Below are 20984 nucleotides of genomic sequence, written 5' to 3'. Positions count from 1 at the left end.
TCTTAGTTTATGTCAGTAATTTATACGAGATATAAATTGCAGATCTTCAAGAATCACTTTTCTTAACCAGGTTAATCTTTATAATTATAGCAATCTTCAATATCTTTAAGTTTAGGAAACATAAAATGAGCAAAAGCGCTATTTACCGTACAATTTATCGATAAGAACACAGGTTGTCCAACTGCGTGGATGTGATATTTCGGTGATGGAGGTAGTGCTCTGCCAGGAGCCTTAAAGGATCAGGTTCTACTGATGGCATTCAAATCTCACCAGGACATACACGCGGCATGAACAGGGAAGAGGTATAACTTCCTATTTTTACTTTTTTGTATAATTTCTTTTATGGGAAAAAGCTGGCTTCCGAGGGAAAGTACGGAAAATCGTTTCTGATACGGATAAAGCAATCGTTGGACCTGTGAAGAGCGTCTTCCTTCAGGCGGTTCATTACTTTTGTGTATTTAATCAATGAATCAGAAAAATTAAAAGGCTCAAAAACATTAACAGGAAAAGAGATCATGCCCCCAGATTAAACTCCTGGCAAGTAATTAAATTGATATGCAGGTAATTAAATTGATATATATGTAATATTGAGTTGATATTAAGCTATCCGGGCTACGAATTATTCCGCTAATAATTTTTGTATTTTAAGAAGGAAGGCATTTATTTTCAGGGAGGAATGTATTTTCTTGCTTAAAGAAAAAGTCTTCAATAAACTTTCAGATGCAGGATTAAGGATCAGGAAAAACCCCAAATCCAGAAAGGCTTCATCACGTGAGTCTCTTTTTGGAAACAGTCCTATAATTGATGCTGATTTTGTTGAGGTAGATGAAGCGTTCTTCCGCGATCCGGATACCTCTCCTAAGCTGGATTCAGAACCAATTGACTCGGAACTTCTGGAAAACCTCAGGGAATATCTCAGGACCAGGTCTGAGGAGGAGATTTCGGAAATTTTTCAGGAGGTTCGTAAAATTCTGGAGACAAGGGGTGCTGAAAGTGATTTTCGGAAGGCGTCGGGAGAAGAGATCCCTATTAATCAAAGAGCGAGAATAAAAAAGATCTCAAAGAATGCTTTTAAAGTTTTCCTGGAAACAGCCTCATACGGAAGGAAGCACATAGCAAGCGCCTCAAAGACCGCTTCCTCAATAGCCTCGTCAATAGCTTCCGAAGGAAAAGAATCAATAATGGATTCCTCGGAAAAACTCAATAGAAAATGGAATAATCTGAGCCCGAGAGACCGCAAAATCATTTCCGAACTGATAGTCGCAGTGATAGAAATCGGACTGCTCAAAGGAGCCAGCCGGAGCAAACGGGCAGCATTCGCTATTCTGTCAAGTATATCCAGGCATCAGCCTCCGGGCAGGAAAGACCTGGAGGATTTCGCAGAAGGTTTGCAGAAAATCCTCAAGCGCGGGCGTTGAACCATAAAGAAGTCACGACGAAAGGACAGATCTAAAAATATTCTGGAATCCGAAGTTTCCCGCAATCAAAATATCCGGGAGATTAAAACCTGTAAGGCTTGCTTATCGCTTTCACAAAACTTGCAGGACTTTCCCCAATATCCCAGTTCTCGGCATTCCTTATAAGATATACGTGGTCAGAAACCTGTTCCAGCCCTCCGGCATCGTAGTTTCCTATGATCAGGGAAAAGATTCGGGCTCTTCGTTCAGTTTTTATCTCATTCCATTCCCTGATAAGCGGTCTTTCTGAGATTTCGGAAAAGCCATCGGTAAGGAAGAGAAGATCGGCTCCCTCGAAAGCTTTTTCGTTTTTCATAGCTTTAAGGCCTGCGCGAAGTGCAGTATTGAAATCGGTGCCGCCGCCGAAAGTAAATTTCAGGAATTCCAGAAACTCTTCACCCATACGCTTTTTATTTGTGAGTTCGATTTCAACGGTCTGCCACTTCGAGGAAAAAAGAATCACTTTAACGTCCCTGTTTTCCTTCAGCATTCTTCTTGTTATTGCCAGAAGTACGGCTTTTGCAAGAAGTTCGGGACGCCCCCGCATCGATGCCGAGGTGTCTACCAGAGCGATTACAGGTCCTTTTCTCTTTTTTCCTGCAGCATCCGAGTTCCAGTTATTCCCTTTTAACTCGTAGGTAAGGAGTTTCCCTTCCAGCATATCAGCATAGAATTTGCGTTTCAGAAGAGGGTTTTTCAGTTTTACGGTTTCTGCCGGAAGCAGTGTATGGATATCGCCTGAAAAGGTAACCGAATGTACTTCGCTTCTACTGTATGGCGACAGACTCAGCTTTTTTGAACCGTACTCAAGTTCGATCCTTCCGACCTGCTCAAGAATCTCGTTAATATCCGAACTTTTTTTGAAAATTGAAGCGTATTTCTCAAGGTTTCCGAAATATTCTCTGTGAAGAGCTCTGAGGGAATGATCCCAGATTCTGCCCGGAAAAAGCATTGAGAGAATTTCAAGCATTTCGAGGTGGTCTTCCAGAACAGGAATAAGTTCTTCAAGTTTCATAGCCACGCTTTCTTCTATAATAAATTCCAGGGTTTCTCCTGCTTTTTCTGAAGTCATGAATCTCAGAGTCTTTGAGGCGAGTCCTTCGGAACCCTCAGCCATTCCAGCCTTCTGATCTGGATATTTCCGGATCTCGTATTCAGGGTCTTCCAGGGAGTTTTCACGTTCCAGGGGATTTTCCTGTTTGATGGGATTTTCCTGCTTGCTATCCTCGCTCGCCTGTCGATAGGGTACATCCGGATTTTCCTGCGGGAGGAAACTTCTCTCTACGCTTCTGATTCTATTTCTTTCCCATGCTTTTAGAGTTTCGTCTATAAGGTTCCCCAGAGCCTTAAACCCTTTTTCGAGGTTTTTTGTGGATCTTTTTGAAAATTCGGATTCTATTTTCCCATATTCATCCATAAGTGTAAAAAGTTCTTCAAGCAGGACTTTCAGAACAAAAACACCTGCCAGATTAGTAGTTCCTGCAAGAGCTTTTATTTCAGTCCAGGCTCTGGAATCTCTCAAGCCAAGAAGAATCGGATACAAAGCTCCGAATTTGCTCATGAAGAGCTTTTCATCCTTTATTTCGTACCCATCTTCGGAAAAAAGCTCGTAAATAAGAACCTCCGCAATATCTTCCCTGATTTGTCTTGGCATTCGCCGTGGAGCCGCCAGGACTTCCCTGAGTTCAAGATTCAATATTGTGGAAGGATTAAAGGTATGGCTGAATGATAGAGATGAGCCTGGTCCGGAAATGCTCTCGAAATTTTCTTTACGTCGTTTTAATTCCTGCATATTTTTCCTTTTCCGAAGATTCTCCTGCGCCTTACGAGAATTTACGAGCTTTGAGAATCTTTCAATTAGCTCTTATTTCCCTTTTTTAAGTCTCAGGCTACCTCTCCTGCTTTTTCAACGGCTACATCAAATACTCTGGGTTTTTCCAGCAAGAGCCTGATTTCGCTTAAATTACTTACAATCTCGTAGATGTCGGTATTTTTCGAGCGATATTTCATCAGGATTTCCTGGCCGTCCTGCCCTGAAATCCAGATATTTTCTCTCAGAGTGTCCTCAAGCGCTTTTTCTTCTTCCTGGATTTGCCTTCTGAAATAATTCACTCTCTCCTCCAGATTTTCGTACTCTTTTTCGTAGAGTTTCTTATCTCCGTAGTCGAGACTGATCTTGAATTCAAATCCATATTTCCTGCGGAACTGCTCTGCCAGGGATTCGAAGTTCAGGGAACTATTGAGATTGCTATGATCGAGCCCGAAGCTGTATGTATGGGTTGGAAACTCGGTATGATGTTTCAAAAGGTCGAGGGCATTGTCAAATGTGAGATTTCTCTGGGTTCTGACCCCTGAGAACCTTGAACTTTTCATACCACCTGCTGTTTTTCGGTCTTCTTCATAGCATTTATTACAGGCTACAAGATCCGGTAGTTCCTGCTGAAGACAACTGTAAATGGAGTTTTTCAGGTCAAAAATGTCCAGTTTCAGCTTGCCTGTATCCGTGCCCCCTGAAACAACCCTATCCAGAATAATTTTCCGGATCGCTTCCTTCTGTTCAGGCACGTCCCAGAGCATGTGCTGTAGCAGGACAGCAGTCATCCGGTTTACGCTGGAATGCCCGTTCACAACTGAGGCTACCCTGAGTATATTCACGATTTTTTTCCAGCGTCTGTCCGAGACAAAAATATTGGAGTTCTTAAGTTCTCTTCGGAGCGCCTTTATAACGGCCCGGACCTCAGAATCAACCGGGAGGTTTCTTGCCTTCCGCTGGACTTCTCTTATATCATCTATACTGAGTTTCGTTGAAGGTTCAAAATCTTCCGTGTTTTTGAAGATCAGGTCTTCGAGGTTCTCTTCATGCTGGATATAATCGACTCTGTACCTGAACAGAAACCGGTCATAAAGAGCTTCGAGGCTCTCATCTTCCTCAGGCAGCTCATTTGAAGCCCCGAAAACGGAAAACAGGGGCACCTCTATAAGCTCCTTACCGTTGTGGTATTTTCTCTCATTCAGTACAGTCAGCAGGCTGTTCAGGATGGAGCTATTTGCTTTAAAAATCTCGTCAAGCAGCGCTATATGGGCAGTTGGAAGATAGCCCTCTATCCGTCTACTGAATTCGTCCCTCTCAAGCGCCTTGAGGGAAAGCGGTCCGAATACCTCTTCAGGCGTGGAAAAGCGGGTCAGAAGATAATGAAAAAAGTTTCCTCCCTCGATAGTTTCGCAGATTTTATTTGCAAGCAGGGTTTTTGCAGTCCCTGGCGGGCCCAGTAAAAGGATATGCTCGCCAGAAAGAAGTGCAAGAAGAGACCCGTTGATTTCAGCATCCCGTTCTTTAAAGTAGTCTGAAAACTCCTGTTTGATATTGATAACCGTATTTTTTAAATCCAGGACTCTCATAAATTCCAAAACCTTTATAGATTTATTTTTTCAGCATCCTGCCTGTAGTGTGTACGAGAAAGCTGCTATAACAGTGAATTGCAATAGCCGGTCAGAGCGTAATATTAAAAATGAACTCCCTATTTTTGTGGGCCGTGCCTTAATTAATTTTTCTAAAAATTCCTGTCCCTACCACCAATATGCCTGCGGATTATGTTTCTTCTCAGTGATATATCTTTCTGCCTTCCTCCTGAAACCAGGGTTTTCACCGAATTTTATGCGCTTGTCTGGTTCCGTCCTGATTAAAGTTCCTGCCAGTTCTGTCCCTTAGCATCCGAAGGAGTTATGCGTAGGGAAGTCAAACATCAATAAGAATATGTAACTCGTCTGAAACAAAAGTATTCCCGATGACGAAAGATAGAAATCATATCTGAAACAGAGAAATTCTGAAATTACCTGTATCATGAAATTAATCAATATTTAATTTAATCAATATCTAAATTAAGCAATATCTAAATTAAGAAATATCTAAATTAATCAATATTTAATCTAATCAATATTTAATCTAATCAATATTTAATCTAATCAATATTTAATCTAATCAATATTTAAATTAAGCAATATTTAATCTAATCAATATTTAATTTAATCAATATTTAAATTAAGCAGCGTCTAATTAAGCAATATTCCGGAGTCCTTGCATGAATGATTTTGAACGTGAAAAATACAACCGGCAGATCCTTCTCTTTGGGGAAGAAGGGCAGGAAAAATTGAAGAATGCAAAAGTACTGGTTGCCGGGGCAGGTGGGCTGGGAAGTCCGGTTTCCACCTATCTTGCAATAGCCGGAGTCGGAAAAATAATTCTTGCGGATTTCGATTCCGTGGATCCGAGCAATCTAAACAGGCAGTTTCTGCATCATGAAAAGGATATCGGAAGGCTTAAGGTAGAGTCAGCAAAGGAAAAGCTGCTTTCCATGAACCCGGATATTAGTGTTGAGACCATAGCAGAAATGCTTACTGAATCAAATCTCGAAGCCCTGGTTCCTGAATGTGATGTTATAGTTGATGCTCTTGATAACCTCGAAACGAGACATATGCTTAACAGGCTAGCCATAAAAAGAAGAATTCCTTTAATTCATGGAGCAGTTACGGGGTATGATGGCCAGGTGACAACAATAGTGCCTGGAGAAACCCCCTGCTTTTACTGTATCTTCCCGCGCATTTCCAGAAAGGAAGTTTTTCCGGTTTTAGGAGTTACTCCAGGCATCATTGGCTCTATCCAGGCGAATGAGGCAATAAAATTTCTGACAGGGCAGGGAAAGCTTCTGGAAGGCCGCCTTTTATTCTGGAACGGGCTTTCAGGAAATTTCAGTGAAATTTCACTCTCAAAGCTAAATAATTGCCCGGTCTGCGGATATCTCAGTAAAGAGACCGAAAACAAATGATAACTTTTCCTTTCTAAGCCGGGGTAAAACTTTATCTCATTCCCTGCTGCCTATTGGTCAATTTTTATATATCTTCAGTAATAATATCTTATAGGGTATCTTATGCGAGGGGATTTAATGAAGAAGAAGGCAGGGCCAGTTGAGAATGAGGTCAATATTTGGGACAGCAACTCAAATTTATGGCCTTATGGATTCCAGGATCTAGGCACATCTACATATGATTTATCTTCTGCTTCTATCCCGAATGTGCCCTATTTTGACCTTCGGATCTATCGGGAGTCCAGGGTAAAGTCATTAATCAAATTACACAGTAAAGATATGTACCGGCTGCTTGAGAAAGTACATTTTGATGGGAACTACTACAGGGTGAAGTGTGCAAGTTCAGGAGAATGGGAGTACTGCTGGGATCTGGCTGTCAGGGTTCAGTTTTTCGGGAAAATGCTAGGAATGACTCTTTACCCCAAAAGGCTGGTCTCACAAAAAGAGAAGAGGATTACCTACAGGTCCATGATCATTGTTAACCCTTACCAGCTATGGGACGAAGCGCTTGTAAGCAAATTCTGGAACTTGCAGGAGAGAGTTGAATTCCTTATAGCCAGAATTCTTTTTCATGAGTGCATTCACGTTATGATTTCGCTTGGGAATCACCTGCCTTCAGGTTTCGGAAATACGGATATTTACTTTGAATTCAGGAAGATGATAGAAGTTTCGGTTTCCAGGAATCTTTCTACTGAATATCATAATGTGCTGTTCCGCCTCTGGAACCTGGTCCTGTTTGGGGCATCGGGTTCTGAAAGTGAGAAAAAACTGCTTGAAAGAGTCCAGGAGATATACGAATTCCTGATCAATGAAAAATATAGCAACCAGAAGACCGGAAAAGCTTTCCGTTTTCCTTCTAACAATAAAAAAATCGCCAGAAAATATGCATGGATGGCAGCTGTCAAAGCCGGAGGAGACATGCAGGTAAGCAAAAGGGTGTGGCAGGTAGAAGCCCGCAGGCTCAGCATAGCATTGAGGGAACTCTTTGATGGGATTGACACGGAGTTAAATAATATGGGATTTAAATTAAATAGTAAAAACTGATGTAAAGTTAAGAAAATATCAAACTTTTATAGATAAAGCTGATGTAAAGTTAAGAAAATATCAAACTTTTATAGATAAAGCTGATGTAAAGTTAAAAAATATCAAATCTTTATAGATATTAGTCGTAGAGCCTTTAACATTCCCTAATTGTTTACTTGCCTTACATTTTATAGTTATTAACTACTTTCTCGCTTATTAACTGCCTTCTCCCTTTTCACCCGGTTATCCCATTATCTGTTTATCTCATTTTGTCCTGTCATTCTACTGTTTATTCTTCTTGTTTATTGTTTTATTCTTAAGAACCAATCCCTGTGCCTTATTGCTCCAGGACTTTTCCAATTTTAGCCATATCAGGAAGCTCATGCATAGGATATACTTCGAAGAATATAACTTTCTGCTCCTCATCGATAATTATGTTCGCCCTCTGAGAGACACCTTCTTTTTCCCTGAAAATTCCATATGCTCGGGCGACCTCTCCATGCGGCCAGAAGTCTGAAAGGAGCTTAATGTGCGAAATTCCCAGTTCCCTTGCCCAGGCCCTTTTCGATGGTATGGGATCCACACTTATGCCAAAAGCCACCGTGTTCAGCCTGGTAAACATTTCGTGATTTTCTTCAAGTGATTTCATCTGCTCTGCACACACATTAGTCCAGGCAAGCGGATGAAATGACAGGAGCACCTTTTTGCCAGCGAAGTCGTAGAGATGAACGTCTTTCTGTTTCTGGTCTCTTAACCTGAAATCCTGAATTATATCCCCGATTTTAATTTCGTTCATAGTGAATTTCTCCTTTTAATCTCGCTCATGATAATTCCCCTAATTTAATAAAATCTTTTATATTTAATAAATTGCCTGTCTTTTAGCGATTATGGACATATAAAGTTACACGTAAATACTGACCTTAGTGGATTCGACAATATCTTTATGATATTTTTTTGGGATTTATTGCAGTTCTGATCGGCAATTTATTCCTGAAAAATCGGAAAAGGGCTTCATAATCTCAATCTTTAGCTTTACCTCAATCTTAGCTTGTTAGTCTTTGCAGGCTTACCGCACATGCTACCTGGAAGCTGGAAAGGTTAAGTGAGGGAGATATTGAAGTATTTAGGAACTGGACTCCCCGGTAAAATGGCAGAAAAGAATTACAATATTTAGGAGAAGAATTACATGTTTAGAGGAAGGATTGCGTGTTTAGAAAAAGGATTACATGTTAAGAAGAATCCCGAAGATACTGAATCCGTATACTGTATCCCTCAATACAGCCCCTTTGAATATATCATGCTCCCCAAACAGTAAATTCAAAGAGAGACCAGTAACCTTCGGGAGGTTCTTTATCTGTGTGGTGTGATAATACCCCCTTAGTTCCCAACTCCAGCATATAAAAAGAATAGAAATTATTTTAAATTTATTATGCAAAAAATTGGTTTGAAATAAATAATAATTTCAAGTTAAAAATTTCAAAGGAATGAGGAGGTTTTTATTTATGCACTTGTTACAGAAATCTGTCTATATGAGTTGATTGAAAAAAAACTCTAGTATTATTTAGTGTAAGTAATTGGAAAAGAAGAATATTGTTTATTCAGAAATCTATAATTTTAACCAATTAGAGAACACAGGGTACGGAAAAATAAAAAAGAAGCCTCGTGCGTGATTCGAACACGCGACCTAGTGATTACAAGTCACTCGCTCTACCGGGCTGAGCCAACGAGGCAAATCGGAGATACTGCGACTTATCTAAATACAATACTCACAGATAAACTTTATGGCAGGTTTCGTTCTCTGGAAGGCTGCCGCCATGTTTTAAATGTACAGTTTTCTCTTTTTGCGGGATTCCTGAGGTTATAGTACATAAACCTTATGGCGTCCTTTATCTATATACCGGTTAAGATGTGGCAGGAAATCGCAAAATACGGGCGCAAGCTGGTCGAACACGGGCTTGTAGAGTCCAACTTCGGAAACATCAGTCTCAGAGCCGGAGACAGGATGCTCATTACCCGAACAGGGACGGCACTTGATGAAGTCACAGAAAACAGCGTTGTTGAGGTTGATATTCAGGACACTTCCTCTCTGGATATAATTGCATCTTCCGAAGCTGTTGTGCACAGGGAGATTTACAGGCAGACCTCAGCGCTTGCAGTCATTCACGCTCACTCCGTATACGCGGTTGTTGAGTCCCTGCTTGCGGGCCCTGACGGGAGAATTGCGCCTGTAGACAGTGAAGGGCAGTACTTCCTCGGAGAGATTCCGGTCGTCGGAGGGGGCATAGGTAGCCGCGAGCTCGCAGGAAATCTTGCAAATTCGCTTTCGAGGCACAGGGGCGCTATAGTTTACAGCCACGGAACTTTTGCAACAGGGAGAACACTCGGGGATGCATATATCGTGACCACACAGCTTGAGCACTCCTGTAAAGTTAAATACCTGTACGAGCGTGCAGCAGCAGAAAAGTGAATAAGTAAATTTATCTATTGAGTAACGGATAACCATACAGCCTTAAGTATAAATATAAAAAAGCAGGTAAACACAGAAACGACATAATAAGCAGGTCCAAACCAGGATACCGAATAAGACCAGGTGCCTGTTGCTTGGGCGACTTTCCATTACGGATATCACATAAAGGAAGAATCTCGAGTACCATGACGTTTAATACCCTGAGACCTTTTGCCTCAAGAGTTATCGAACCGCTGGCTGACCTTTTCGTCAGATATGAGGTCTCACCCGATACAGTTTCCATAGCTTCCCTTATCTGTGCATTTTTTGCAGGGCTCAGTTTTTACTACTCGCCCGCATCCAGGGAATTAGTCCTGCTGGCAGGTATCCTGGTAATACTTAATTCGATTTTCGATGCTCTTGATGGAGTGATTGCACGGAAGGCAGATAGGGCTACCTCCAGAGGCGATTTTCTGGACCACGTTATCGACCGCTACTCGGATGTCTTTATTATATGCAGCATCTTTTTTGCAGGTTACGTGCCCTGGCAGATCGGAGTTGCGGCAATTGTAGGAGTACAGCTTACCAGCTATCTCGGAACTCAGGCTCAGGCACTCAACCTGGGGAGATACTATGGAGGAATTATGGGCAGGGCAGACCGGCTTATAGTTATAATTCTTTCAGCTTTCGGCAACTTTGCCTTTTCAATGCCGATTGCAGGTTTTTCTATTCTCGGCTGGGCTGTGATCCTGATTGCTGTAACCAGTCATATAACAGCTATCCAGAGAATTCTTTATATCTGGAAGAAATTAGAGTGAAGGTAGCTTTTTAAGAATTTGCAAACCCTGTTTTATTCCGGTTCAGGGGGACTCCTGCGGACCTGAACCCAGGCTTCTGAAGTGAATAGGTTAATGTAACACAAAAACACAATACCCAACCATGTCGTCTCAAGGAAAACAGTATGAGTATCTGGAACATACTGCAGATATCAAATTCCGGGCTTATGGGAGAACTCTGGAAGAAGTTTTTGAAAACTCGGCTCTCGCGATGTTCAATGTAATTATCAATACAGAGAAAGTCTCTGGGAATACTCCAAAAGAAATTTATCTTAGGTCGCCTGACCTCGAATCTCTGCTTGTGGACTGGCTTTCTGAGCTTTTATATGTATTTGAGGTTGACGAAATCGTTTTCAGGGAGTTTCGGGTTGAGAAAATCAGCGAGGAAGATGGCGAGTACTCAATAACAGCTAAGGCACTTGGAGAAGAGTTTTATCCTGAGAGCCACCCCTTTGAGACTGAAATAAAGGCTGTTACCTATAACCAGCTCGAGATAACAAAGACTGATGAAGGCTGGAAAGCTCAGATCGTTGTGGATATTTAAGGGAGCAGAAGCTTTCTCCCTTAATTACACTACTGGCTGTTTTCCTCCAATCCGTTTGCACCATGCATATCTTCATGTATGTGAATTATTATCCTATTCTGCACTACAAAACCTCAAGCTGAATTATCTCGTCCTGAATTTATTCAGTCATCTCATATCGACTTTATTATATCGAAATAATATTATTATCAGGCGTTTCCAGAACTCATTGTGGCTTCAATCCAGCCTGATATGGTGTATAATGATCACGTTTCCTGGGGAACTTGCAGAGCTTTGGAAAACGGAAGGTAAATTAGTAGTTTTATAATTACATCCATAAAGCATAGAGGAGCAGGGAGTATCAATCATGGCAGAAAGCGAAGATACAGCTATTGACGAATTAAACACAGAAAGCATTCAGAGGGATGTAAAGAATATGGTCAGGAAGCTTTCCGAAAATAACTGGGAAATTCCTACCGGGCACATCCCCAATATGCGTGTTCCAGGCCGCCTGTTCGTTTCCGAAAGTTTACTCGAAGGGATTGAACCCGGAACCATTGACCAGATTGCAAATGTGGCAACTCTCCCTGGAATCCAGAAGTATTCCATGGCAATGCCTGACGCCCATCTTGGCTATGGTTTTGCTATCGGGGGAGTTGCGGCTTTTGATGCGGAAGAAGGAATTATCAGCCCAGGCGGAGTGGGCTTTGATATCAACTGCGGAGTAAGGCTCATTCGTACCAATCTTCAAAAGGAAGAGGTGGTTCCGGACATAAAAAGGTTAACCGATGAGCTTTTTAAGAATGTTCCCGCTGGTGTTGGTTCAAAAAGTCGGTTCAGGGCTTCTGATAAGGAACTGGACAGTGCTTTTCTTGAGGGTGCAAAGTGGGCTGTAGAAGCTGGATATGGTGTGGAAGCCGATATTGAGCACTGTGAAGCAAATGGGTATATGGAAGGAGCTGATCCTTCCCAGGTAAGCACGAAAGCCAGAAACAGGGGAAAACCCCAGTTAGGAACTCTTGGAAGCGGCAACCACTTTCTTGAGGTTCAGTATGTCGACAAAATTTATGATCAGGAAATGGCTTCGACCTTCGGGCTTGAAGAAGGCCAGGTCACGGTAATGGTTCACTGCGGGTCAAGAGGTGCAGGACACCAGATCTGTACTGACCATCTAAAGGAACTCTCTCAGGCTGTAAAGAATTATAAAATTGAAATTCCGGATAAACAGCTTGCCTGTGCTCCTGCCCAGTCAAGGGAAGCCCAGAACTATTTTAAGGCAATGCTTTGCGCAGCAAATTATGCATGGGCAAACCGTCAGATGATTACACACTGGACAAGGGAATCGTTTGAAAATGTATTCAATAGAGACACTGACGATCTGGGCATGGATCTGCTTTATGACGTTGCCCATAATGTGGCAAAACTTGAAGAACACATCGTGGACGGCAGGAAAAAAGAGGTGTACGTGCACAGGAAAGGGGCAACGAGAGCCTTTCCTCCAGGGCATCCTGAAGTTCCTGCCGTGTACAGGGATGCAGGGCAGCCGGTTTTGATTCCTGGAAGCATGGGAGCCCCATCCTTTATATTATGCGGTTCAAAAGAAGCTATGGATATCTCTTTCGGTAGCGCTTGCCACGGAGCCGGGAGAGTCATGAGCAGGGCACATGCAAAGAAAGAGTTCCGCGGACAGACTATAAAAGATAACCTTGAAGCTCAGGGCATTACGGTAAGAGCCACGCATCCTTCAGTGATTGCAGAAGAAGCTCCAGGCGTATACAAGTCCAGCAGCGATGTAGTAAATGTCGTCCACGACCTCGGCATTGCCCGTAAGGTCGCAAGAGTTCTTCCTCTAGGAGTTACAAAAGGTTAAACGGGATGACGAAAGACCGATCAGGCATTTAGCATCAGGTATCCGTTGTAGAGGATTTCGGGAGAACTTTAGTCTTCAGGCTGAAGTTTCTAATCCCTTATTTTAAAACATTGTCTTTATCTTTTCTTTTTAATAATTTTTCCAGAGATTTCCTTCAACACATCGAATTTTTTCTTTTAATTCATGGACCTGCCATCAAGCATCAGTATATTCTTCTTCAGGTAATTCAGGCTCTTCAATTCCTTCCATTAAATAGAGGTCCGAACTATCAGGTTCTCGCCCCCGGAAGAATCGGAATACGATCATGCTTGAATATAAAGAGGTATCGAAAGGCGTGCCATTTTCCCTGAATATGTTCGAGAAATACTCAGCAAGATTGCGAACAACTCTTTCATCCTTATAGTCGTGGTAGATGGTTACTGATTCATTCCCGGGTTCGAGAGAGATTTCTATATTCTTTACGAGCTGGGTCGCCAGATACATTCTCCTGAAATGAACAAGTAAATCCGGAAGAGACATATCACATACCGACTGCTTGCACAGGCGCTCAAGGATTTTTGTCGGGTTTGGAACCTCACCTGTTGCGAAAACTTCAAACTGGCTCCGATGAAGAGTTACGAGATTGAATCTCTCAACATTGTAAGTATACATTAGCTGAGTCCAGAATTCGGTATTGTCGTCCAGCTCTTTACACAAAACATCAAGATACCCAAAATGCTTCCGGATTCCGGGCATAATCTCATTCAAAGAGGTAGATGGATTCTTTCTGAAAGAAATCTGGGTCGAGTTTGATCTCCTGAAAACATGCTCAACATCGAGCTGTTTCCATCTGGAAAGGAAATGAGCTATGAGTTGGGCAAAAAAATCTCTGCTGTGTACAGTAGAGTTGGAGATTAGTACAAGTGCATTCTCAGGACTGTTAATATTTTCACATTTTATTGAAGTTCGAATTGTCCATTGATAACTTCTTGAAACCCTGTTCAGGTAGTCTTCGAGTTGTTTCATATCCTGAATCTCAAAAGGATTGATAAGTTCATTGACAAGCTCTTCATCAGTGAGCCTGCCTTTCGTGCACCTGAACAGCCACTCAAGCATTGTTTTATTTATAACGATATTTTCTCCGTTCTGAATTGTATCATTTAACTCCTCTTTTACAGGAGTTTCTTTTAAAAACTGGATTGCATCATCAATACTTTTATGGTATACAAGAGCGGTATCCGCAACTTCAATGGTATCCCTGACCGCAGCACTCAAATTCCCATTGTTAGCATCCAGAAGGGGCTGTAACTTTTTAAGGTACTTATCATCCAGGGAGATATTCTTTCTGATCAGCATATTTCCACCCGATACCCGGTTTCCTGGCTCTTTATGCTATGATCCGTTTTGGCAACCGTAAGATCAGGACTTTTTATGGCTTCCGGTTTAAAATCTAGAAAAAAATTTTATATAATCAGGTACTCTGCAAATCTAAAAGTTTTTACTTAGAACCCGTTTATGGTACTGGTAAGTGCTACCGAATATTAAACCTTTCTATTTAGTATCATTTCTTGGTAATTAGAGTAAATATAAATTCCATCAAATGTATCAATTCGCCACAAATATTGCACCTTATTGGCTTGAGTACAAATTCTCAGATTTGATAGGGCAATAATTTTGTACAGTGTCTTATTTTCGAACCTTAATTAAGTTTTTCTTATGATTTAAAGTAAAAACTTGATAAACGATCGGAAACGTGTGACATCAGTTCACAATTCTTTATATATATATGTTAAGACAGTGTACAATATGTAAGTTAAAAAATTGGTATATGAATCGGACTGCTATAACCTGGAAGATTGTGTTATTAATTTAGCCCTGTCTCACAGTTTGTCCAACCTTTGATCATCTACTCTAATCTTATCTCAAGTGCATCGGTTGGCATTTTTGAAAGCTGTGGGTCCGGGAGTAGATTGTACGGTTCCTGCCTGAGCGCAGGGTAAAAATTCACAGGTTATAACAATTTCCCTGATAACTCACGATCTTCAAAGGCTATAACAGTCCAAGAAAGCGAGTTTGGGAGTGGATTCATAAGTACCTGGCAGGTTCAGATATAGTTATTTAGCCAGCCAGGGACTTCTCTCCTGATAAATAATGTAAATCCTTTATGAATCTTTTAATGTCAGTCTTTCGTTTTCTTTCCGTTTCTTACCGCGTTTTTCTTTTCGCTGTCTTTCGCTTTCTTTTCGCCTTTTTTCTGCTCACTTCTCTCATAAATTTTAGTTCACATCGAATCAGATTTCTCCGGTTCGCCTGAATAGTATATTTTCCTCGGCTTGACTGGATATCCTGTTTTCCCTACATGTGAAATTGCACTCAGGAGATATATGAATAGAAACTAAATTTTGCCGGATTTAAGGCAGAACAGGATAGAAAGAACAGAAAAAAAACACAGAAAAGTCAGGAAAATAAGCATAGAAAGAATAAAAAACACAGAAAAGTCAGGAAGATAAGCATAGAAAGAATAAAAAACACAGAAAAGTCAGGAAGATAAGCATAGAGAAATCAGAAAAGCAGCTGTTTTATTCTGGCAAAAAAGCCACAATAGAATAGAAAATAAGAAAAAGCAAAGGAAAATTTCCTCTGCTTTTGAGTCTTACGACTCTTTTTAATTTTTTATATTCGTTTATGTCAGTTTGGTTACAGGGTGGTTTGCCAGATCTGCAATCTCGACGCCAAGTTCCTTGGCAGTTTCTCCGAGCATGATGTCGACCATTGCGACAGCAGGGAAAATCTGGTTGACGTTCTCGATCGGACCGTAGAGCAGGAAGTCAGAACCTGCGATCTGGGCTACCAGGTTGGTACCAATGTCTGTAGGCATGTAGATTGCCTTCGGGTCAGGCTGGGTCTTCTTGAATTTCCGGAGCCAGTCCCAGGCAGATGCCATGTTGTGATATCCACCGCCGACAGGCAGGCCGAGTTTTCCTTTGATTGTCGGAACTGTGCGGATTGTTGCGCCTGCGCCTGCACCGAGAGGCATAGCTGCAACGTCGATCAGGGGAATCTTTATTCCACATTCCTTTGCGACCTGAAGCATACCCTTGGTCTGTCCGGAACCACCGACTTCAAGGATATCCATCTTCCCTTTTACGGTTGGGTCAGTTGCATTGAATGCAAGAACGATTGCAGCTGTTACGTCACTTTCTGTGAGGATATCCATTTCTGCCTGCTCAATGCTTGCGTTGATTGAGTTGTGGATTGCCCTGTCTGCAACACCGATTTCGGTACAGTACTGGGCTGCGGCTGCACGCACTTCTCCTGCTGAGGAGTCAATAAGGAAAGGCGTCCTGTCGTCGATTCCAATGAACCAGTCGATGTAGCGCTTGATTGATTCGGGGGTTTCTCCTACAATCTGGTTTACGTAGGGATTTCCTGTAGCATCGCTCATTGATACCTGGGTATTCCAGAGAGTTTCTGCAGCAGCCTTATCGAAGATACCTTTGTCTTCATCAGTCACAATCTTGTGCCTTGCATAGAACATGGTACTGACTAATACGGTTGGGTATTCACCCGGCTGTCCGCCGAACTTAACTCCGCCGATCTCAAAAACTTCCTGTTTCTTGTCAAACTTGAACATTTTGATCCCTCATTTAAATGAACATTGATGATACCGAGACATAGATCAGGAAGAGTAACAGGCCAATGACTCCGCCATACAGAATTCCGATATCTCTTCCTACCTTCTTTCCGATTCTCTGTGCAATTTCACTGTTGACAAACTCGATCTTTTCATCGATCGTATCGAGCTTTTTCATTACTTCGTTGAACTCGCCTGACTCTACAAACGCTGCTGGTGCTTTTCCGTCCATATTATTCACCTCTCAAGTTTATAGGCCGACAGCTAGTGGGAGTACGACGACCATCAGCAATGAAAAGAGGAAACCTGCTGCAAAGCCGATTATTCCGGTGGACATTACCCCGGAATCAAGCTTCTGGTTCCTCGCAATCAACTGTGCTCTATATCGAATGCTCTCAACAGTAGCGTCAATTGCACCCATCTGAGGGGCGAGCACCATTGGGACGCCTTTATCATATTCTTCTGCCATTTTCATTACCTCCCTAGCAGTAATAATCCAAGCAGGGATATGGTCACTGTCAACCCTATCATGGCGCCTTCAATCTTTCCTGCGTGAACTCCTGAGTGGAACTTGTTCAAGTTTCCTATATCAAGCATGCGGGCTTCAATTGCCTTCAACCTGCTGCGGAGAACTGCGATTTCTCCGGAGACTGGTCTGACAACGCCACCTTCCTCTTCTTCTCCGCCTTCTTCGCTGATCTCTACAACCAGCGGGTCTGCATCAAACGCACCCGGGTCTTTTGAGGCGAGTTCTCTCACCTTGGAGGTGATTGCACCCATATCTTCAGTATCGAGCAGATTGACGACCTGAACCTGTTCCTGGAAACGGGCAACTGCGGCTGCATTCAGGTTCTCTACATAAGGAATTGCGCCAAGTGCGCCTGCAATCCTGTTCTCTTTTACGCCGTTCGCGTGCAGGCTCATCATTGACTGCCCGGTAATGTGCCCTTTAACCTCAGAACCTGTCACAAGCAGGTATCTGATGTTAGGGTTTGAGATAATGTGGGCAACAACCTTCTCAATACCCAGGTTTTCGGTTTTGCATGATCCAGTGACGGCTGCGCCTGCATCGAGAACAGGCTTTCCAGGAAGGTGCGATCCGCAGGTAATTACCAGTACACAGTTCTTGACGTCGCCTACTTCATATTCTCCTTTCAGGATAGGCCATCCTGGGGCTGGTTCTCTCTTATTTGCCATTTTACACCACCCCTTCCATCAGTCTTGTTATGTATACGATGAGGGCTACCAGTCCGCTGAAAGCAAGACCTATAACAACTCCATAGAAGGAGTTTGCGTAAATACCTGCCAGATAGGACGTATTTTCACGGCCTGGCCAAGTATTAAGGAGCGGCTTGCTGGGCGAGAGTGAATTCAACAGGTCTTCTGCAATTTCATCCAGTTTGTCCACCCTTTCAAAGACTGGTTCCATGGAATACTGAATCGAATCCTTCCTCTCTTCAGCCACAGTCGCCGTATCCGGATCCAGGACTAAGTTTAACTCAGGAGCTATTCGAATCATGCTCATTGCAATTCCTCCGCAGTTGGCAGCATACCGGTTCCAACCACTGCATATGCATCTCTCTTAATCAGCGCATAGTGCTTGGCAAAGGCAAGATACCAGATGACGAGTCCTACAAGAATATTTATACCAGCCGTCATCAGTCCTTCATGAAGTGAGGATGCAAAACCTGCAATGATTAATGCAATGGCTGCCTTTTCAACAGCAAGAGTCAGGGTTCTGTCCTGTTTCTCATCAGGGCCCAGGCTGGCATTAAAGGGGTGAAGGATTCCCATACCGCCTATTATAAAGATCAGTGCAATGTATCCGTTTGCGATCACATTTTCAATAACTGCAGCATAATCGAATGACCCGGCAATGACGACACTCAGACCGAGAATTACAAGCGTACCTGCACCTGCGATTTCTACCATTGCCTGTTCCATAATAGGGATACCCATACCGATTACCCTGTTTGCAAGGGCACCGATAACGCCACCTATAATTGCTGCTACAACGAAAGCAACTATGGGTCCTGCAATACCTCCTACGGAAAGTCCGAAGAGGGCTGCTAAAATACCCATACCAAGGGCCAGCATACCGATTGATGGGACACCAGTACCAAGTCCATAGCTTGCAACACGCCGGACCGCATCAGCACCCCAGACTGTTGCACAGATTGCTCCGATGCCTCCGAAGAAGGAATATGCTGGAGGCATGAAGTGACCAAGGTAAATTCCAACGAGACCGCCGACTATACCTAAAGCCATTATTGTTTGTGCAGGATATCCGCCTTTGGCTTCTCCTGCTCCGCCTACAGACATTTTAAATACCTCCGAGCTCTGCGATCGCAACAACTGCCACGATAGCACACAGTATTGTTGCTACAAAGGAGGAAATTACCGCTTTTGGCCATTTCTTAAATTTAGGGTCATGGAACCCTTCAATTGTACCTCCTATGTTGTAGGATGGAATTACGGCGTTCACGAAGAAGATTCCTATTGCAAATATTGCTGCAACTGCTACAAGCGGATTTCCTGTGACTGCATTGGTAATTCCAACGCGTTCCAGTCCTGCATTCATACCTACTTCAATGAGTGAGTAATAAACAAGAGCTCCTCCGATTCCACCGAGAGCTCCTCCAATAACTCCACTCACGAAACTGACAGTCGGAAGTCCGTGCCCTTCAGTACCCTGGGATACATAAAGGTCCTGCCTGTATCTTGTTATGGGGTCAACCTTCACTTTTGCGGAGGAAGGCACAACACCTACACCATAAACATAGACCCAGGTACCGACAATCATGGTTACAGCGAGCATAATCATTGCACCCACTGCTCCTGAGGCAAGAATCAGTGGAAGGTTATCTGTTACGTTCATCATAAACCCGGCACTGACAAGCCCTGTAAGACCTGCGCCTGCTGCCAGCTGCACTGTACCGGTACCGATACCTGTTGCCTGAGCCATAGCTGCAGGTGCACCGCCTACAGGCACAAAGTGGACACTCCAGGAAATCAGAACGCCGCCTATTACGATAAAAGCCATCCATAGGATGTTTGCTAAGAGAGCGTCAATCATGCTGAAGCCTCCTCAGCCTTATCTTCTTTGTAAGGACCAAATGCTTTACGGGCTGCAACTTCCATCTTCCAGTTCCAGATGATTAAAATAAGGACAATAACAACACCTGCAACAACAGAAAGCCATCCCATTGTCAGGCCTTTTGCAGGATCAAAAATAGTGGTTATCCAGCTTCCCAGGAATACGGTCATACCAAAAGCAAGCCCTGTGACAGGACCTCCAAACTTGGCACAGAACCAGGAGTTATCATACCCGTTCCTGAGACCGGATTCGGCGTACCTTACAATATTTCCTGAGTTTGAAGCGTTCAGCCCTGAGCCGAATTCAAACTGCTGGAACTCACGCTCTGCACCATAGTGAACGTCGCCTGTGGACGATCCTATTGCACCCACGGTGATACCCCAGATAAAAGCCAGCATGGTTAGCGGGAAGGGGTGTCCGAGCACAACGGTCATCAAGTACGACACTATGAGAACACAGAAGGTCGTTATGAACGCGTATCCCATAATTACGGGGACGTGACTCCTTATCATATCCAGATAAATCGGCTGCTTGAACCGACTCTGGCTGGCACATCTGCCCATTGTAGCAGTTACGGAAAAAGTCCCGTGTACAGCTGCTGCAATAAGGGAGCCAAGTACCAGTGCAAAGAGTGGAGACGAATTCATTTCACTTATTAATACTGTTGCAACGGCTGCACCGATCGAACACATTAATGCGTTTGACGGTGGTTCTCCTGATACCGCTTTGTTAAAGATTCTGTGCGGAAACATCATTTGGGGAGCTAACTGGACCTGTGAGTTTGGATTACTCTGAGATCCGACATCGGATTCTAGGTCTTCTGAGGCACCTGCAATGGTTGCAGCTACGCCAATAAGTGCCAGCACTCCCATGCCTATGAGTGGTTCCATTCATTTTCCTCCTTTATGTTATTACATGTAATAAGCCGGATTCAAAAAACGCTGTACATTTTTTTAAAATCGTCTGCCATATCATTATAAAGAAATATGATTATGACGCGCGTTAAATTTTTGATTAGAGAGGATCATTCATAAACCTTTCGAAATATGTAGGCTTTTAAAATATTATTATAAGATTATAAAATATACAAACAATTTTATAAGACAGCTTGGCCTGGTTAAAATAAACAAACGTATATATTTATATAAATAAAAAAATTTTACTTCTTCCAATATAATATAAAGATTCCGATTCTAACTAATGAATTTTTTTGGCTATTGTTAAAAAAATATTTATGATTTTTATATTAATGAGTTC

Annotated in this window: 19 protein-coding genes and 1 tRNA gene; 7 read left to right on the top strand and 13 right to left on the bottom strand. The window is 42.7% G+C overall.

Features of this window, described 5'->3' with window-relative positions:
* The first annotated feature begins 686 nt into the window (after positions 1-686).
* A complete protein-coding gene (locus tag EQO05_RS02585) occupies positions 687-1418 on the top strand; it encodes a hypothetical protein (protein ID WP_240664294.1) in 732 nt (243 codons plus the stop codon).
* Positions 1419-1500: 82 nt separating this feature from the next.
* Here EQO05_RS02585 and EQO05_RS02580 read toward each other — a convergent pair whose 3' ends face one another.
* Entirely contained in the window at positions 1501-3249 is a 1749-nt protein-coding gene (locus EQO05_RS02580) for a VWA domain-containing protein (protein WP_128503472.1), read from the bottom strand.
* A gap of 92 nt (positions 3250-3341) precedes the next feature.
* Positions 3342-4856, bottom strand: coding sequence for an AAA family ATPase (locus EQO05_RS02575; protein WP_128503470.1), 1515 nt, complete (start codon positions 4854-4856; stop codon positions 3342-3344).
* A gap of 680 nt (positions 4857-5536) precedes the next feature.
* On the opposite strand from EQO05_RS02575, the gene EQO05_RS02570 reads away from it, so the two are divergent.
* Positions 5537-6280: a HesA/MoeB/ThiF family protein gene (locus EQO05_RS02570; RefSeq protein ID WP_128503468.1), complete on the top strand. Its 744-nt coding sequence runs from the start codon at positions 5537-5539 to the stop codon at positions 6278-6280.
* Between the two features lie 117 nt (positions 6281-6397).
* Positions 6398-7363: a hypothetical protein gene (locus tag EQO05_RS02565; protein ID WP_128503466.1), complete on the top strand. Its 966-nt coding sequence runs from the start codon at positions 6398-6400 to the stop codon at positions 7361-7363.
* 316 nt (positions 7364-7679) lie between these two features.
* On the opposite strand, the gene EQO05_RS02560 is transcribed toward EQO05_RS02565, so the two are convergent.
* Together EQO05_RS02560 and EQO05_RS02555 are read right to left on the bottom strand one after the other, a co-directional pair.
* Entirely contained in the window at positions 7680-8138 is a 459-nt protein-coding gene (locus tag EQO05_RS02560) for a peroxiredoxin (protein WP_128503464.1), read from the bottom strand.
* Between the two features lie 860 nt (positions 8139-8998).
* Positions 8999-9072 (bottom strand) — tRNA-Thr (locus EQO05_RS02555).
* A gap of 176 nt (positions 9073-9248) precedes the next feature.
* Here EQO05_RS02555 and EQO05_RS02550 point away from each other — a divergent pair.
* The 4 genes from EQO05_RS02550 to EQO05_RS02535 all read left to right on the top strand — a co-directional run bounded on the left by EQO05_RS02550 (position 9249) and on the right by EQO05_RS02535 (position 13017).
* Positions 9249-9809 carry an aldolase gene (locus EQO05_RS02550; RefSeq protein ID WP_205793662.1) on the top strand — a complete coding sequence of 187 codons (561 nt, stop codon included), beginning with the start codon at positions 9249-9251 and terminating at the stop codon, positions 9807-9809.
* 185 nt (positions 9810-9994) lie between these two features.
* Complete coding sequence (locus EQO05_RS02545; protein WP_128503461.1) at positions 9995-10606, top strand: CDP-alcohol phosphatidyltransferase family protein; 612 nt, start codon at positions 9995-9997, stop codon at positions 10604-10606.
* Positions 10607-10727: 121 nt separating this feature from the next.
* Complete coding sequence (locus tag EQO05_RS02540; protein ID WP_128503459.1) at positions 10728-11168, top strand: archease; 441 nt, start codon at positions 10728-10730, stop codon at positions 11166-11168.
* A gap of 346 nt (positions 11169-11514) precedes the next feature.
* A complete protein-coding gene (locus EQO05_RS02535) occupies positions 11515-13017 on the top strand; it encodes an RtcB family protein (protein ID WP_128503457.1) in 1503 nt (500 codons plus the stop codon).
* A 195-nt stretch (positions 13018-13212) separates the two neighbouring features.
* Here the strand turns inward: EQO05_RS02535 and EQO05_RS02530 are convergent, their stop codons facing one another.
* The 9 genes from EQO05_RS02530 to mtrE all read right to left on the bottom strand — a co-directional run bounded on the left by EQO05_RS02530 (position 13213) and on the right by mtrE (position 20617).
* Positions 13213-14352, bottom strand: a complete 1140-nt coding sequence (locus tag EQO05_RS02530) for a hypothetical protein (protein ID WP_128503455.1) — start codon at positions 14350-14352, stop codon at positions 13213-13215.
* 1327 nt (positions 14353-15679) lie between these two features.
* Entirely contained in the window at positions 15680-16630 is a 951-nt protein-coding gene (mtrH, locus tag EQO05_RS02525; protein ID WP_128503453.1) for a tetrahydromethanopterin S-methyltransferase subunit H, read from the bottom strand.
* Between the two features lie 13 nt (positions 16631-16643).
* On the bottom strand, positions 16644-16862 hold the full coding sequence (gene mtrG, locus EQO05_RS02520) for a tetrahydromethanopterin S-methyltransferase subunit MtrG (RefSeq protein WP_128503451.1): 219 nt from the start codon (positions 16860-16862) through the stop codon (positions 16644-16646).
* A gap of 18 nt (positions 16863-16880) precedes the next feature.
* Positions 16881-17105 (bottom strand): tetrahydromethanopterin S-methyltransferase subunit F, encoded by a 225-nt coding sequence (locus tag EQO05_RS02515; protein WP_128503449.1) that lies wholly within the window; start codon positions 17103-17105, stop codon positions 16881-16883.
* On the bottom strand, positions 17105-17827 hold the full coding sequence (gene mtrA, locus EQO05_RS02510; protein ID WP_128503447.1) for a tetrahydromethanopterin S-methyltransferase subunit A: 723 nt from the start codon (positions 17825-17827) through the stop codon (positions 17105-17107). Before mtrA ends, EQO05_RS02515 begins: the two co-directional genes overlap by 1 nt.
* A gap of 1 nt (position 17828) precedes the next feature.
* Positions 17829-18155: a tetrahydromethanopterin S-methyltransferase subunit B gene (locus EQO05_RS02505; RefSeq protein WP_128503445.1), complete on the bottom strand. Its 327-nt coding sequence runs from the start codon at positions 18153-18155 to the stop codon at positions 17829-17831.
* The gene (mtrC, locus tag EQO05_RS02500; protein WP_128503443.1) at positions 18152-18952 is read right to left on the bottom strand and encodes a tetrahydromethanopterin S-methyltransferase subunit MtrC; all 801 of its coding nucleotides are present in this window, start codon (positions 18950-18952) and stop codon (positions 18152-18154) included. The genes EQO05_RS02505 and mtrC overlap by 4 nt, the downstream gene beginning before the upstream one ends.
* A 1-nt stretch (position 18953) precedes the next feature.
* Positions 18954-19706, bottom strand: coding sequence for a tetrahydromethanopterin S-methyltransferase subunit D (mtrD, locus tag EQO05_RS02495; RefSeq protein ID WP_128503441.1), 753 nt, complete (start codon positions 19704-19706; stop codon positions 18954-18956).
* Positions 19703-20617, bottom strand: coding sequence for a tetrahydromethanopterin S-methyltransferase subunit E (gene mtrE / locus EQO05_RS02490; protein WP_128503439.1), 915 nt, complete (start codon positions 20615-20617; stop codon positions 19703-19705). Before mtrE ends, mtrD begins: the two co-directional genes overlap by 4 nt.
* Positions 20618-20984 lie beyond the last annotated feature (367 nt).

It is taken from the genome of Methanosarcina sp. MSH10X1, assembly GCF_004099695.1.
GTDB lineage: Archaea > Halobacteriota > Methanosarcinia > Methanosarcinales > Methanosarcinaceae > Methanosarcina.
The sequence above is the reverse complement of the archived record's forward strand: the minus strand, read 5'-3'. Positions and strand labels throughout refer to the sequence as shown.